The organism is Salegentibacter holothuriorum, assembly GCF_900168045.1.
Lineage (GTDB): Bacteria > Bacteroidota > Bacteroidia > Flavobacteriales > Flavobacteriaceae > Salegentibacter > Salegentibacter holothuriorum.
Window position 1 is genome coordinate 280,437 of record NZ_FUYY01000001.1, and the last position, 16,262, is coordinate 296,698.

A 16,262-nucleotide genomic window follows, 5' to 3' on the forward strand; every position below is an offset into this window, starting at 1 on the left:
TTATTTTAAAGTTTTAGGTATTTGTATATCTGTTTTAAATCTTTTATTGAATTTCTCTATAAAATATGCCGAAAGCAATGGAGAGGCTTCTTCTATATTTTGATGTACAAAAAAGTATACATTCTCCAGCCCTTCTTTTTGCCATTCTTCCAATCTATCCAACCAATCATCCAGCCTCGTGTAATCTGAGCTATGGTTAGCCCCGTTATACCTTATAAAAGCGGTAGGATTACTCAACCGCATATGAATAAGATCACGTCTTCCGGCAGTATCGGTAATTATATGTGCTACATTTCGTTTCTTTAGTACATCATAGAATTCGTTGGTGATTGTTTCATCTGCATACCAGTTTGCGTGTCTTACTTCTGCAGATAGCGGAATTTCTTTTGGCCAATGTGCGAAAAAATTATCTAATCTTTCTAAAAATTTCGGTGCAAAATTTTCGGGCATTTGCAAGAAAACCGTTCCTAATTTTTCTTTTAACTGAAGCAGGTTCTTTACAAAATCATCTGTTAGTTCCTCAGTTTCATTTAAGCGCTTTAAATGACTAATTAGCCTTGGTACTTTTGGGAAGAACTTAAAATCATCGTCGGCCTTCTCATACCATTTTTTAAATTGTTCTTCCTGGTACATTCTATAAAAAGAACCATTAAATTCTATACTATTGAACTGTGATGAATAGTAAGATAACTCATCTTTTGTACCTCTGGGATAAAAATTCTTCAAGTCTTTTCTGTTCCATTTCGCACAGCCAATACGTACATCTTTAAACCCTCCTTTATCTCCTTGTTCATTAAGTAACTTAACTGTATCAGGATGAGTTTTAGGTAATTTAAAGTCTATGTTTTCGGGATGTTCTACTTTTCCAAATTTCATTCTACCACTAATATTTGTTAAAGTAAACCGTTTTCTTATTGGTGAATTCTTTAATTCCGTGATGTGATAATTCTCTTCCGTAACCCGAAATCTTAGTACCACCAAATGGCAATCTCGGGTCACTTTTAACCAACTCGTTTACAAATACGGCTCCATCTTCAAATTTGGGGACCATTTTAAGGGCAAAGTTTTCATCTTCTGTAAAAATGGAAACGCCAAGCCCAAAACTGGAAGAATTAACTAGGTCTACCGCTTCCTCCTCATCTTTAAATTCGGTAACGGAAATCACAGGGCCAAAAGTTTCTTCATCAAAAACCGGCATTCCTTCTTTAGCTCCTGTTATAATAGTTGGTTCAAAGTAAGTCCCATCACGTTTTCCGCCAAGGATAATTTTTGCACCTTTTTTTACGGAATCTTTGATTTGGCCTTCCAAATCTTCAGCCAGACTTTCTTTAGCCATTACACCTATAAAAGTATCCTTATCCATCGGGTCGCCACTTTTTAATTCACGAACCTGCCTGGTGAATTCATCAAGAAATTCTTCAGCGATATCTTTATGTAATAGTAAACGCTTCCCGGCTATGCAGCTTTGACCTGTATTTTGAAAACGAGCTTGCACGCAGGTTTTAACGCTTTCGGCAATATTAGCGTCTTTAAATATTACCAGGGCATTACTACCTCCAAGCTCTAAAACCGATTTCTTAATTTCTTCACCGGCAATAGAAGCCACACTGCTACCTGCGCGGCCACTACCGGTTAGGGTTACAGCTTTTACATTTTTATTACGGATTATATTTTCTACTTTTTTACTGCCAATTACCAGGTTTTGAAAACAATCTTTTGGAAAACCTGCCTTTTCAAATACTTTTTGAATATTATTGGCCGAAAGCATCACGTTACTAGCGTGTTTTAAAATTCCAATATTACCGGCCATAAGTGCCGGTGCCGCGAACCTAAATACCTGCCAGAATGGATAATTCCACGGCATTACCGCCAAAATAACTCCTAAAGGTTCATAAGCTACATAAGAGCTTTTAGCATCAGTTTCAATCTTTTCATTTGCTAATTGAGACTCTGCATGCTCAGCGTAATATTCACAAACCCAGGCGCATTTTTCTATTTCTGCAACAGCCTGGCTAATTGGTTTTCCCATTTCCTTTGTAATGGCTTCTGCGTATTCCCGGGAATTATCTTTAAGTTCTTTTGCAGCTTTCATCATTAAATTACTTCGTTCTGCAAATGAAGTTTCCTTCCAGGATTTAAACCTGGAATGAGCTTTTTGTATGCATTTTTCAACTTCGGTATCGCTTAGTTCGTGGTGGTTGGAAATTTCCTCCCCGGTATATGGATTTCTTGAAATTATCATTGGTTAATTATTATTTTAAGAATTCTGTTGATTTAGGCTTTCTTTTAAATATAAAAAGAACAATATGCTTAAGCAGGGCGATTAAGACGATTTTAACGTGATAATGTTTATAACTACTTTACAAGTCTTTAAAGGGGCTCGACTTTTGAGGTTTAAAGTTTATTAAATTTAAGAAAACAAAGTTCTTATGATACCACGTGACCTTCAATTAGTAGCACTTAGGCCAGAAATCCCTTCTGCCAGAGTTTCAGAAAACATGAGTTTAGACGAACAATTCCAGAACAAGACTTTGCGGCCCATTGCCAAGCTTCAGAATGAATTATTGCTGGAAGTTTTTAGAAATTATATTAAAAAGCACAAGAACAAATTCTACGAAATCAAACTGGAGCAGCGCTTTATTTATATTGAAAACGCAATTCAAAAGGATATAAAGTTTAGAAATAGTTTAAAGGGTATTATTATAGGGCAATTTACTTTAGAGGAATATTCCGCCTATATTAAGAATTCTTCAGCCTTAAACAAGCGAATGATGAATATTGTAAAAGAGCGGTTACAAAGTAATATTCAACTTTTAGAACAGGAAATAGCGTACTAGAAGTCCGATTAGGATGGTGATCGCAAAACTCATTAATGTACCTATAAGTACGTATTCGGTTTGTTTTCTTGCACTGGCATCGGTTTTATCGCTAAACCGTAAAATAGATTTTGCAGCGATGAGAAAACCTATTGCCGAAAAGTTATTTGTAAGAATAAAGGTCAAAACCAGAATTCTTTCAAAAATACCTATATATCTTCCTGCAGCTTCCAGGCTATGACTTTCACCCTTAGGTTCAAGTTCATTATGCCAGCGGCGAGTAGCCTTACCAATTAGGAACCCGGTTGGAAAAATAACCAGTAAATATCCAATGGCAATTACCAGAATTTGTTGTGAAGAAAATGCTTTAGCAAAAAAAGGAATCAATTCTGAAAAACCTTCGATAAGATAAAGCCAAACTAAAACTATAATGAGGATATGCCACAACTGGTCTAATAAAAACAGTTTTAAAGTATCATTTTTATGCTGAAGTTTCCATAAATCGATAAAGAAATGACTTAAACTAATTACAATAGGTATATACCATAAATGCCATTCCTGAAGGAAAAGATAGGTTAGAGAACCTGCTAAAAATGAGTGAAAATATAAAAACCAGGATCTTGCTTTTTTCTCTCGTTTTTGTTTTACCAGTTTGGTGGGTTGTAACACAAAATCGGTTAAAATATGCGCCAGGAGAAGTTGAAGTAAGATTAATATAGTTTCTTCCATAATTAAAAGCTCTGGGCAGTTACATTTTCAAAACGTTTCAATAAGACCGAAATTGCTTCCCAGCCACAAGCTCTTTTTCGTTGATTTACCGCCGACTGGCTTATTTTCAATATTTTGGCTATCTCCGTTTCTTTTAGTCCTTTTAAAAGAAAATAAACTACTTCGGCAGATGCCTGGCTCCATTTTTCCATTACGGCATCCAGTAAAAATAAACTCGCTTCAAATTCAGAGTTCAAGCTTTCCAGAGGTGTTTTTAAACGAATTTTCCTGGAATCGTTTTTCATCCCGTCTAAAGTTCTTCCCGATAACTGAAAAGCCTGTCCGTTAGATGCTGCTATAGAATCACCTTTATATTCAAAATCACCAATCCCAATGGCTATTTTTACATCTGCCAAAGCATTTGTAGATTTTTGATCTTTAGATCTTGTTTTGTTTACAAGGCTCTTTATTCGCAAAGCTATTCCCAGGGAATCTTGAAACCCTGAAACAACGCCCTGGAAGCTATCGCCTCTATAAATTTCGAAATTAATTTCATTTTCGGCATAATCCTGCTGCAATTTTTCAAATTCAGAATTTAGATTTTTTAAAATTTCATCTAAAAACGATTCTGAATAATTGGAAGAATCCACTAAATCGGCTGTGATTACGGCTATCATATTTCAAATATAATAAAAATATTAGTCTATAAGCTTATATTGATCCTTTATAAGCCTATAGACTTATATTTAAATATTATAAGCTTTCAGGCTTATAAATAAATTAACCAGTCTTATTAAACTTTTGCTAAATGTTCTTTTAGCCTTTTTAGGTTATTTAATTTTATGATTGTCCGTAAACAATCCTAAGTTTTTTTTTGTCACCTTGAGCGTAGTCGAAAGGTCTAACAAAAACGTCTCGACTGCGCTCGACGTGATATATAAAGCTAAACTTTATAATTAGGACACTATACGGATATACAAATTTAATTTTAAAATAAATCAACAAAAAAATAATATGGTAAGTAATAAAAAAGAACTCTATTTTAACTGTTTAGATGTTGTAAATGAGCAAATAGAACGATACCAAAAAGAAATGGACCTCATAAAAGAATCTATGGAAGCCAATGATGTTAAAACGGATTACGACGAGGATAATAAAGGAGAATTACTAAGCGATTTTGAACAAAATGCCGGGCGTTTAAGAAATGCCAGAGAAATGAAAGAAAGTTTAAGTCGAATAGATCCAGATCATTATAGTGAGAAAATTAGTTTTGGTAGCGTTGTAGAAACCAACGGCAACTACTATTTTATATCAGTTCCTCTTGGTGAGATTTCTATGGAAGATGGAAGCAGCGTTTATGCAATATCTACTGAAGCTCCTATCTATCAGGAAATGGAAGGAAAAGAGGAAGGAGATACTTTTACCTTTAATGATGAAGAAGTGAAAATTACCGCCGTAGGTTAAGAACCTATTCCGGATATTCTACCCTGAGGTGAAAAATATTCTTAAGCTTACGCTTAAGGATTTTTTTCACCACTTGTATTTCTTTAAAAGTAATATTGGCATTTAAAAATTGTTCTTCCTTCATTTGTTTATTGATAATCTTTTCTACAAAATTATCTATCACTCCGGCAGTTGGTTCTTTCAAACTTTTACTGGCAGCTTCAACACTATCACACATCATTAATATTGCGGTCTCTTTGCTAAAAGGAATAGGGCCGGGATATCTAAAATCATCTGCAACAGCATTTTCATTTTGCTCTTTTTCTTTCATATAAAAGAAATAAACTGTTGTTGTTCCGTGGTGAGTTCTTATAAAATCTATAACCCTATCTGGTAGATTGTGTTTTTTAGCAATTTCAATTCCATTAATCACGTGATCGGTGATAATTTGAGCGCTTTCCTTTGGTGCCAACTCATCATGTGAATTTACCGCTGAAGTTTGATTTTCAGAGAAATAAGTAGGATTTTTCATTTTCCCTATATCGTGATAAAGCGCTCCTACCCTAACCAACATGGCATTAGCATTAATTTCATTGGCCGCAGCTTCAGCGAGGTTTGCTACATTTAGTGAATGATGAAAAGTTCCGGGTGCTTTTTCTGACAGTTCTTTTAGTAATTTTGAATTGGTATCTGAAAGCTCCAGTAAAGACATATCTGAAACCATCCCGAAGATTTTTTCATAGATATAAATCAAAGGTTGTACAAATAATGTGGCCAGACCTCCAAGTAAAAAAGTAAGTAAGACTTCAGCTTCTACATCGGCGATATTTCCTTCCTGAATAACAGTAAAAGCAAAGTATGAAATAATATAAACAAGCGTTATCTGCCCTACCGATATAAAGAGATTAGCCCTTTTATAAAGTTCAGAAACTGTTAGAATAGTGACAATTCCGGCAATAATTTGCAAGAACATATATTCGTAACTATTGGGTACAATAAAACCCAGTAATAGCACCGTAATTACATGAGAGAACATTCCTAAACGAGCGTCAAAAAAAGCTTTTAGAGTAAGTGGTAAAATACACAAAGGCACTACATAAACATAGTCTATATTAAAATTAACCACCAGTGTGGTAAGCAACACCATAAAGAGAATATTGAAAAAGATAAATGTCACCTTCACATTATTCTCAAAGATATCCTGCCGGTATTTTCTAATAAATAACAATAACATTAAAAGTGCCAGGGCTACTAATACACTATATCCAACTATAATCCATTTATAATTACTTTCACTCCAAACCTGCGATTCATATTCATTTTTAAGAGATCTAAGAATATTGTACTTATTGCCTTCTACCACTTCTCCCCTTGCAATAACCCTACTTCCCTGCTCAATATTACCACGGGTATAAGAAATATTGCCTAGTTTACTTTGGAGTTCCCTTTGGGTAAATTCAATGTCAAAACTTACGTTAGGTTCTATTAAATTGAAGAACACTTCCAATAATTCGTTTTCTAAATTTGAAAGACTGGATTGCTCAATTTCAGTATTTAAAAAGCTTCTTACTTCATCTTGTTTTAGAATATTTTTATATGAGATTTCAAAAGCTTCGTTCCCTTTTCTTAAATAAACAAGCTGGTTATCTTCTACACGATTATTGGCCTGTAATAAACCATATTCATATACCTCCTCCAGGGTTTCATTTACAAAGCCTATAATTTGTATTTCCCTATTACTTAAAAGGCTATCGGGAAAAACGTCATATACCACATCGGGTACTTCCGCTTTTACCTCTTTGGGAATTTCCTGGTTAAACTGAAAATAAGGAGTGTGATTATTTCTAATTTGTTGCCGTTCCTGCTGAATCTCTTCTTCAGATTTTAAAATAGCGAAATCAAAAGGTGCATAAAGGTTTTCATACTGCCACGGCTTTCCTTTAGGAATTTCATATTTAAAATTTCCACCTTTGGGAAGTAGGTAAACAATTAGCACTGCGGTAAGCGCAAATAAAAATACCTTGTAAAATAATGCCTGATTCTTATACAGGTTATTTACGAATTTCTTCATATAAATCGTGCTATTGCTCAAATGTACTAAAAAATAGCGGCCAAAGGAGCACTCTTGTTAAGTTCCTTATAAAATCACTAAATTCGCAAAAGAAGAAATAACTAAAACATAAATGATGAATAACGAAGTAGTAATAGTTAGCGCCGCAAGAACTCCAATTGGGAGTTTTTTGGGTAGCTTATCTACCGTAGAAGCTACCGATTTGGGGGCTGTTGCCATCAAAGGAGCTTTAAATAAAATTAATTTGAAACCAGAACTTGTACAGGAAGTTTTAATGGGAAATGTAGTGCAGGCCGGTGTTGGCCAGGCTCCTGCAAGACAAGCCGCTCTAAAAGCCGGGATTCCAGATTCTGTTCCCTGTACAACTATTAATAAAGTTTGTGCTAGTGGGATGAAAGCAGTTATGCAAGGCGCACAATCTATTATGCTGGGACAAACTTCTATAGTTGTTGCCGGTGGTATGGAAAATATGAGTTTAATTCCACACTATTTATACCATAGAAAAGGTCAGAAATTTGGACCTGCAAAAATGGAAGATGGAATGCAAAAGGATGGTTTGGTAGATGCTTACGACCATAATGCAATGGGTGTTTGCGCCGATCTTTGTGCTACCGAACATCAATTCTCCAGGGAAGATCAGGATGCATTTGCCATTAAATCTTACGAACGTTCTGCTCAAGCCTGGGCCGATGGAAAATTTGATAATGAAGTTGTTCCGGTTGAAGTTCCACAGCGAAAAGGAGATCCTTTAGTGGTAAAAGAAGACGAGGAATTCAAGAATGTGAGAATGGATAAAATAACCTCACTTCGTCCCGCGTTTAGTAAAGACGGAACTGTAACTGCTGCTAATGCTTCAACCATTAACGATGGTGCTGGTGCCGTGGTTTTAATGAGCCGCGCAAAAGCTGAAGAATTAGGCGTAGAGATTCTAGCCAGCATTAAAGGTTTTGCTGATGCCGCACAGGAACCAAAGTGGTTTACAACTGCTCCAGCCAAAGCTTTGCCTTTAGCGCTTAAAAACGCAGGTGTTGCTCAAAACGATATAGATTTCTTTGAATTTAACGAAGCTTTCTCTGTAGTTGGCCTGGCTAATATGAAGATTTTAGGAATTAGCGACGAGATCACCAATGTTCACGGTGGTGCTGTTTCTCTTGGTCACCCACTGGGTTGTAGCGGAGTAAGAATTCTTATTACTTTACTAAATGTACTGCAGCAAAATAATGCTGAATTAGGTGCGGCCGCAATTTGTAATGGCGGTGGCGGTGCATCTGCAATGGTAATAGAGCGAAATTCTTAATTTTATATTTTTTATTGAATGCAATACGGAATTTGCCCCCTAAGCATTGTGCCACTTCGCGAAACCACATCTAATAATAGCGAAATGGTCTCTCAGGTTCTTTATGGAGAACATTTTAAAATACTTGAAGAACGTGCTCAATGGAGCAGGATTCGTGTTGCATTCGATAATTTTGAGGCCTGGATCTCAAATAAACAATTACTTAAAATTCCGGAAGAAACTTACCTCCAATTAGACCGGGCTACACCAAAATATTCTGCAGATCTTTTTGATTTTTTGACAGATCAAAATGGTCATCTTATCACTATTCCTATAGGAGCTTCAATAAATGCTACCGGTTTGCTAAATCATCACTTTGAAGGACATTCGGATGCAGGTAAAAAGCCTAAGATGGAAATTGTAAAGACTGCACTACTCTATTTAAATAGTCCGTATGCCTGGGGCGGGAAATCGCCGCTGGGAATTGATTGCAGCGGACTTACACAAATGGTCTATAAGCTAAACGGCTATCAATTAAATAGAAATTCAGCCGATCAAGCTAAGCAAGGGGAACCGCTAAGTTTTATTGAAGAAAGTGAAGCCGGAGATCTTGCCTTTTTTGATGATAAAGATGGAGTGATAGATCACGTAGGTATTATGATGAATGATAACTACATTATTCATGTAGATGGGAAAGTTAGAATTGATCGCATTGATCATTCAGGAATTTTTAATGCCGAATTAAAAAGACATACCCATCAGCTTCGAGTAATAAAGAAGATTATTTAAGCTTTACCGAAAATCGTGGAAAAGTTTTGGTTTCCTGCTTTCTTGAGGAAATTTCAATTTTTCAAGTTTTTCTAAAGAAGTTTTTTCTAAGCTAACTTTCACTTTCAATCCAGCTTGCAAATGTTCCTGAAGCTTATTGGTTTCAGTAAAATCATTCGGAATTCTTACCAAAATTTCATCAGTTTGATTTTCATTTAAACTTGCTTCAATAACAAATATTTTCAGGGATTGAAAAGCCGTAAGTAAATTGATGATTTGCTGCGGATAAAGTGTAGTTCCTTTCAACTTAATCATTTGCTTTTTACGTCCAACAGGCGTGCTAATGCGAAATGATCTTCTACCACAGTCACAATTTTGCCCATAAAACTTTACCATATCTCCAGTAGCAAATCTCACTAAAGGCATTGTTTGAGTTTGCAGAGGCGTCACCACTAATTCCCCAATTTCACCGGGTTCTACCGGATTTTGATTTTCATCTAAAACTTCAGCAAAGATTAAATCGGGTAAGCTATGATTTCCCTTATGGAATTCACACTCGGTAAAAGCAGTACCCATTTCTGTGCTGGCGTAGGTAGAAAATAATTCTATATCCCATAAATCCTTTACTTTCTGTCCCAAAGAATTCAGACTGAAATCGGGGTTTCGCAAAGGTTCGCCAATACAGACAGCAGCTTTAATTGAAGACTTTTTATAATCTATCCCATTCTGAACGGCAAAATCGATCATCTTCAGCAGAAATGAAGGAACTGCAACGAGAAAATCAGGTTGAAATCGTTCTATAGATTCCCACTGCAATCCGGGTAAGCCACTGCCGGTTCTTACAATCCCGGCGCCCAGCTTTCGTAACCCCAGGAAGTAAGCCATCCCGGCCATAAACCTTCGGTCTAAAGTCGTGGTAAGTTGCACCACGCTAGATCTTTTAACTCCTACCATTTCAAAGGACTGACGTTCGTTTTCTGCCAATCTATCCAAATCCGCATCGTTTAACGCGAAACTAACCGGGTTACCTAATGTTCCTGAAGTAGTTACATAATCTATAATTGCATCTTTTCCAACCGCAATAAATTCTTCGTTATAATTCTGTAAATCCTCTTTTGTAGTAATCGGAATCTTTCTGAATTCCTCATAAGACTGAATTGCTTCAATATCAATTTTACAATCTGTAAAACGCTTTTTATAAAATGGAGAATTTGCAACAGCGTAGCTTAGCTGTTTTTTCAGCAATTCCTCATTTTTATTTATATCGTAGAAATTAGTCATTTAGATTTTGCGGTAAGATTTTTTAATCATTTTATCCAGGTATTCTTCATCCGGTAAAGTAGTCACTTCCCTCCTTTTTGCCTGTTTGTAATTGATCACGGCTTTTTTAAATTCTCTTTGCTTAAAATAGTAATCGCCGGCAATTTTATAAACTTCCCAGAAATGAGGATTCAAATACTTTAATCGCTTAATTTTATCTTCTGAAACTTCTTTTTCTTTAGAAATAGCTTCAGTGATTTCCCGACTTAATTTTCGGTATTTCTCGTAATCTTTATAAGCTTCAGTATTTACAAAAGGATCTTCTGCAATGGTTTCTTCAGCAAGCATAACACTGCCTGACACATTTCCGTCTTCAAACTTTTTAAATGCAGTATCGAGATCGTAAGCCACAAAAGCACCCAACTGGTATGGATTTGCCGACACCCAAACTTTTCTTTCTTCAGGTTTAAAAATGATTCCGTGATGGGCAAGCAATTGATTTATCGCCATTTCATTTCCCATCCCCAGCTTAGCTCCCTTCAAACCTTCTTTATTTCTTAATATTTCAGCTGCTATTTGCGGGTTTAATTTCTCTTTTTCAGAAAGTAACTCCTGCATTTTATCAAATCTATATTGTGTATGACTTTCCTCTATAGCCTTTAAATTTCGATTATCTTCCGCGTAAGCTTCACTTTGAAAATGATTGCTGCAAATTAATTTATTTGAATTATCAACTTCATAAACTCCAAAATTTCCCGGGGCTACTTCAATTAAAATCGCTTTATGCTCTGAGGCGCTACCAACCATAATAGATTCTGAAACAAAAACTTCACGCTTCTTAGCGATTTCTATAGCTTCTTTAGTTGAAGACGCATATTGTAAGATCTCACGAGTAACCAGGCTAATAGGAGTTTTGGCCTGCATCGGAATTTTACTTTTTCCGGCATTAATCGTCACACTTATTCTCTTTTCATTCAAACCACTCACAGAGCCAATCATCCCTGCCCAGGTGTACATCATAAACTTATGTCCTTTATCAGGATTAACAAAAGCTGCAATCTTTTCTTCTGCAAACTCATCGCCCGCATAAAAATCGAAATTCCTGCCTAAAAGTAATTGCCCATCTTCTGTTTTATTGTCCCAGGCTGCAAAAGAAGTACATCCCACCAGCATTAAATCCTGCAACGCGTGACCAATATCGTGTGCTCCATGAAAATACAGCATTCTAACATAAGCCGGGGCGAACTCATTATATTTCTGCAATCCAAAAAGCGAAGTACCGTAAATTTCTTGCTTATATTCTTCCGGAACGTGCAAATACATTTTTCGATTAAACCAGGCCACGGTTTTTTTAAGAAAATTTCGATATCCTGTGCCGGGAACAAGTTCATAAATCTTTTCCATAAAGGCAGTTTCCTGCTTATGCATCAACTCACGGGTTAAGCTTCCGCTTATTACACCGCGTTCTAAAGCATCTCCTTCAATATATAATTCCCAAATGCCGTATTTATTTTTATACATTGAATTTTCACCAATCCTATAATGAGTATCACTTAGCTTAGTTCTAGTAGTATCTATATTTTCTATTCCGGAAATATCGGGACGATCCTGCATGGAACGTTTTATTCCGCAGGAATTCAGGAGAAATAAGACTCCAATAAAGACTGATACTTTTACAAAAAACAATTTCACTTAATCCATTCTTTTTAAAACCAGGATATCATTTTGACGATAAGCAATTTCAAAGTTATAGTCTATTAGCCACCTGCTCTCGTACTCCGAAGTTAAAATAATTACTTTATCAGCATTTTTCTTTATCGCATCTTTTAGGTTTTCAGCAATTGTTACTTCCGGTTTTTTAGCAATTATAAACACGGAAATGTCCTTAAATTCTGAAGGAAAATCTTTCTGAAATTTTAAATTTTCAGAATTAGCGCTGAAAGTATTTTTTGAAATCTCTAAATTTTCTTCATTTGGATCAAAAACCGTAAAATGAGCATTTTGATTTTTCAGAAATAAGAACACCGGTAAAAGTCCTAAGTAGGTGTTCTGTAAAAACACCTTTTCATTGGGTTCTATAAATCTAGAAATTATTAGAAACCGTTCCCTATTAATGGTAAACTCCTTTTTTGCTTTTTTATAAATAGATTTATATCGATAATTCGATAAAACTTTCTGCTGGAAATATAGTTTTTCTTTTGAACCCTTACCTTTAAAAATTGATGTGAAACTGAATGCTGGCTTTACATTTTTTTTTCTATTGAAGAACAAGATCTGAAAGATTTTTGTTTGCAACACAAATGCTACAATCATCGCTGTTAAAACCCCAATTACCGAAACAATAGAAACCGATTGCAACGCGGGATGTTTGGCAAAAACAAGTGCTCCAATTCCCAATAAAGTAGTTAAAACCGATAGTAAAATAGAGGCTTGATAGGTTTGTAAAGCTGGTTTGCCGGTCTCATACTCTTTGAGGCAGGCATTGGTTATAAAAATGCTGTAATCTAAGCCCAGGCCAAATATAAAGGTGGAAATAATAATATTAAGGACATTAAATTGAATATCAAAAATTGCCATAATTCCCAATGCAATAATCCAGGTGATGGCAATAGGTAAAAGCGTAAGTAAACTTAGTAATAAACTACGGTAGAAGAACAGTAAAACCAAGAAAACCGCAAGGACTGAAAACAAGATAAGTCGGTTAAATTCGCTTTTTAAATTCCCCAGAAAATCCTGGTTCATTTGTTTTCTATCTATTGCTATTATATTTTTATTTTCTTCCAGTACCTTTAATACTTCGGGTTGAGTTTCATCAAAACTAACGGTACTGGTCACGGTAGCAAATCCTGGGCTTCTATTTATAAAATCATCTAAATAAAGCGTATTAACATTGCGATAATCATCAAGGAAAATTCCGCTGAAATCTTTATTTAACTGTTTGTAAAAACGGGTAAAGCTTTTTTCCTTAAATCCAAGTTCAGCCGATTCTCTAAGAAGGTTTTCTTTTAGATTTTCCCTTTTAGTGCTGGTCCAGAAATCTTCCCAATTTTCTATTTTTTCATTCTGGGTTTGTGTAGAAAGCACTACTCCACCAATACTACTAAAGCTTTTAATTTTATTTTCATTTTTCAATAACCGTAATTCCTGGTATAACTCGTTGTTTTGTTCAAGGGCTTCCTCAATATCTTTTCCGTAGGAAACCAAATAAGTGGTTTTGGCAGCTTTTCCGGAGATATTCTTAACATGTTCCTCGGCTAGTTTTATATTTTCCGGTTCGTAATTAAGCTGAGAAAGATCTTCATTAAACTTCACTGAATTAAAAAAGAAAAGTCCACCTGCAAATAGTAAGATCACGCCACCAACAAGAAATTTATTCTGATAAAAACGCTTTGCAGCAATTTTATCTAACCAGTTCGATTTTACTCCCCTGGGATCTTGTGGTACTTTGTAAAACTGCGGAATTAAAATTAATGCAAAAACAGAGGCAGTAACGACACTCACGGCGGCAAAAATTCCTAGGTCGTTCAAGGCTTCACTTTTAAGAAATAAAAGACATAAAAAAGCGATGGCCGTTGTAAAACTGCTCATTAAAATAGGCTTCGCCACATCTTTATAAAGCGATTCCACATTAGCATTATTCCTGAAATGAGTAAGAATATGCAAGGCGTAATCCAGGCTAATTCCTAAAAGAATAGCACCAATACCCAAAGAAATAGCAGAAACCGAAGATTTGGTAATATATAGAATGCTAATAGCCATTAAAGCGCCAAAAACACTGGGAATAAAGAGCAATAGAGGAACGTAGAACTTTCGGTAAAAGAAGATTAGTAAAATGAACAAAATACTAAAGGCAATGCTTAAGGTTATTTGAATATCCTTTTTAATCTGATTTGCATTAGCGATAGCATACAAAACCCCGCCAAAATATTGAGCGCTAACCTTTGAATTTCGATTTAAACCGGAAACAATTTGCTCCAATTCATTTATGAAAACTTCATTATTTTTAGTTTCTGAAGATGAATACTTGGGTGTGATAAACAATAGGAGATGTTGCTCATCTTTAGTGATCAAATAATTGTTATAGATCTTAAAATTACCATCAACCTGTAACTCACGAAGCTTTTGTAAGCCAAGGTTAGTTATAGAAAGTGGATCTTTAAATATAAATTGCTTAGTAACAAAGCCGGTGGGAGAAATCAGGTTTTTATACGATTTTTCCAGTCGGTCTCGAATACTATCAACCACCAAGCGACCTTCTATTTCATCGTAATCTTTGGTATTAAGAAATAAAGGTAAGTTTTGGTACACAAAATCGTAAACTTCCAGAATTCCTTCTTCAGGAACCTTTCCCTGAATTTTAGTGAGATATTCCGGTATTTTGCTATGAAGGGAATCGGTTAACTGATTTGCATATTGGGTAAGTGCTTCGGAATCTCTTTCTTCCGAAGAAATAGCAATAATGAGCTTATCGGAAAACTCGGTATGATCCAAAACCTTCCTTAAAACATCTTGTTTTTCCCCGGCTGGAATTAGTTTCGTAACATCTTCTTCTAATTGAACTTGACTGGCAAAATATCCACCGGCAAATACAAATAGCGCCAGTAACAAAAAACCAACTGCTTTTTGTTTTCGAAAAAAATAATAAAGCCTGAGAAAAAGAGTGTGCATTTAAGGTTTTATCACCTGTTTTTGGTTCGTGACGGAAAATAAGAAATAAAACACAATCCATAGCAGCAGGGCTGCAATTCCTGCAAGGGCAAAACTTCCAATGATATATTGCCAAAGCCCAAAGAAAATATCGGCAGTAGAATCAAAATCTTCCGGTCTTAATTCCCAGGCTAAACCGTGACCGGTAAGCAAAGAACCTGCCTGGTAGCTCGCATAAATTATAAAAGGAATAAGTGGAGGAATACTAATATTACTAAAGAGAAATGCTACTACTTTGTTGAGTTTAAACATAGCCGCAAGGCTAAAGACCAATAGAGTATGTAAACCCCAAAACGGCAAAATACCTACAAACACCCCAAGAGCGATCGCCGCTGCTTTCTTATGCGCAGGCTCCTGACTTTTAATTATATTTTCTTTCCAAAAACGTTTGTAACCTTTCTTCCTAAAATCCTGGTAAGTATCGCGTGGATGGATATAGAAAAAGCTTACCAAAACAAACCAAATGTAAAGTATTGTAATCCTAGTGATATCCCAAAAGGGTCTAAAATGTGTCACCCGGTTTTCTTCATAAAAAACCTTGATAGGTACGTTTCTTACCTTTACTTTTCTCCAGGCAGACTTTACAATAATCTCAATTTCTAATTCAAATTTATTGGTGTAAAGCTTTATTTGATTAACTACTTTTAAGGGATAAAGTCTGTAGCCACTTTGCGTATCGGTAAGTTGAGTGCCGGTAACCACTAAAAACCAAAAATTAGAAAATTTATTTCCGGTAGTACTTTTTCCCGGAATTCCATCCTGGCCCATATTACGGTCTCCTACCAGTAAAATCTCAGTCTCCGGTTTCTTCTCTTCTAAATGTGTAAGAAAAACATCAAGATCATCTGGATAATGTTGCCCGTCTGAATCTATGGTAATAGCATAATCATATCCTAATTCTTCAGCTAATTTAAAGCCGTGTTTTAAAGCCTCTCCTTTGCCTTTATTCTCTTCAAAATGATGAATGTTTATTTCGTGGAAATCCTTGAGAATAGTTTTCGTAGTATCTGTAGAACCATCATTAACCACCACGAGATTAGAAGTATATAACAGTAAATCCTGTAAAACACTGCCCAGCGTCTTTTCGTTGTTGTAGGTTGGGATTAGAATACAACAGTTTAAAGATTCAAATCTGGATTGATATATAGGTTTTTGGTTCAAAGTAAAATGGCTTTTTTGCAAAAGTATAATTAAAAAGCAAAACGCAATATGC

At 35.5% G+C, this 16,262-nt stretch carries 13 protein-coding genes; 4 read left to right on the forward strand and 9 right to left on the reverse strand.

Going from position 1 to position 16,262, the window contains the following annotated elements; translation table 11 throughout:
• Together B5X51_RS01285 and B5X51_RS01290 are read right to left on the reverse strand one after the other, a co-directional pair.
• Positions 1-876: a DUF72 domain-containing protein gene (locus B5X51_RS01285; RefSeq protein ID WP_079719057.1), complete on the reverse strand. Its 876-nt coding sequence runs from the start codon at positions 874-876 to the stop codon at positions 1-3.
• A gap of 7 nt (positions 877-883) precedes the next feature.
• Positions 884-2,242 (reverse strand): NAD-dependent succinate-semialdehyde dehydrogenase, encoded by a 1,359-nt coding sequence (locus B5X51_RS01290; RefSeq protein WP_079719058.1) that lies wholly within the window; start codon positions 2,240-2,242, stop codon positions 884-886.
• 187 nt (positions 2,243-2,429) lie between these two features.
• On the opposite strand from B5X51_RS01290, the gene B5X51_RS01295 reads away from it, so the two are divergent.
• Positions 2,430-2,837 carry a glyoxalase gene (locus B5X51_RS01295; protein ID WP_079719059.1) on the forward strand — a complete coding sequence of 136 codons (408 nt, stop codon included), beginning with the start codon at positions 2,430-2,432 and terminating at the stop codon, positions 2,835-2,837.
• On the opposite strand, the gene B5X51_RS01300 is transcribed toward B5X51_RS01295, so the two are convergent.
• Complete coding sequence (locus B5X51_RS01300; protein WP_079719060.1) at positions 2,814-3,545, reverse strand: DUF3307 domain-containing protein; 732 nt, start codon at positions 3,543-3,545, stop codon at positions 2,814-2,816. The genes B5X51_RS01295 and B5X51_RS01300 overlap by 24 nt on opposite strands.
• Before the next feature lie 2 nt (positions 3,546-3,547).
• Positions 3,548-4,201: a hypothetical protein gene (locus B5X51_RS01305; RefSeq protein ID WP_079719061.1), complete on the reverse strand. Its 654-nt coding sequence runs from the start codon at positions 4,199-4,201 to the stop codon at positions 3,548-3,550.
• 337 nt (positions 4,202-4,538) lie between these two features.
• On the opposite strand from B5X51_RS01305, the gene B5X51_RS01310 reads away from it, so the two are divergent.
• Entirely contained in the window at positions 4,539-4,988 is a 450-nt protein-coding gene (locus B5X51_RS01310) for a transcription elongation factor (RefSeq protein WP_079719062.1), read from the forward strand.
• A 4-nt stretch (positions 4,989-4,992) separates the two neighbouring features.
• Here the strand turns inward: B5X51_RS01310 and B5X51_RS01315 are convergent, their stop codons facing one another.
• The gene (locus B5X51_RS01315) at positions 4,993-7,038 is read right to left on the reverse strand and encodes an HD family phosphohydrolase (protein ID WP_079719063.1); all 2,046 of its coding nucleotides are present in this window, start codon (positions 7,036-7,038) and stop codon (positions 4,993-4,995) included.
• A 115-nt stretch (positions 7,039-7,153) separates the two neighbouring features.
• Here B5X51_RS01315 and B5X51_RS01320 point away from each other — a divergent pair, with 115 nt between their 5' ends.
• Together B5X51_RS01320 and B5X51_RS01325 are read left to right on the forward strand one after the other, a co-directional pair.
• Positions 7,154-8,335 carry an acetyl-CoA C-acyltransferase gene (locus B5X51_RS01320; RefSeq protein ID WP_079719064.1) on the forward strand — a complete coding sequence of 394 codons (1,182 nt, stop codon included), beginning with the start codon at positions 7,154-7,156 and terminating at the stop codon, positions 8,333-8,335.
• 18 nt (positions 8,336-8,353) lie between these two features.
• Positions 8,354-9,103 carry a C40 family peptidase gene (locus tag B5X51_RS01325; RefSeq protein WP_079719065.1) on the forward strand — a complete coding sequence of 250 codons (750 nt, stop codon included), beginning with the start codon at positions 8,354-8,356 and terminating at the stop codon, positions 9,101-9,103.
• Between the two features lie 3 nt (positions 9,104-9,106).
• Here B5X51_RS01325 and B5X51_RS01330 read toward each other — a convergent pair whose 3' ends face one another.
• Genes B5X51_RS01330 through B5X51_RS01340 form a run of 4 tightly spaced genes read right to left on the reverse strand, consistent with a single transcriptional unit; the run spans position 9,107 to position 16,210 of the window.
• The gene (locus B5X51_RS01330) at positions 9,107-10,363 is read right to left on the reverse strand and encodes a flexirubin biosynthesis putative acyl-CoA ligase FlxY (protein WP_079719066.1); all 1,257 of its coding nucleotides are present in this window, start codon (positions 10,361-10,363) and stop codon (positions 9,107-9,109) included.
• Complete coding sequence (locus tag B5X51_RS15785; RefSeq protein ID WP_245828685.1) at positions 10,364-12,034, reverse strand: C45 family autoproteolytic acyltransferase/hydrolase; 1,671 nt, start codon at positions 12,032-12,034, stop codon at positions 10,364-10,366.
• Positions 12,035-14,950: an MMPL family transporter gene (locus B5X51_RS15790; protein ID WP_245828686.1), complete on the reverse strand. Its 2,916-nt coding sequence runs from the start codon at positions 14,948-14,950 to the stop codon at positions 12,035-12,037.
• Between the two features lie 60 nt (positions 14,951-15,010).
• On the reverse strand, positions 15,011-16,210 hold the full coding sequence (locus tag B5X51_RS01340) for a DUF2062 domain-containing protein (protein ID WP_079719067.1): 1,200 nt from the start codon (positions 16,208-16,210) through the stop codon (positions 15,011-15,013).
• Between the last annotated feature and the right edge of the window lie 52 nt (positions 16,211-16,262).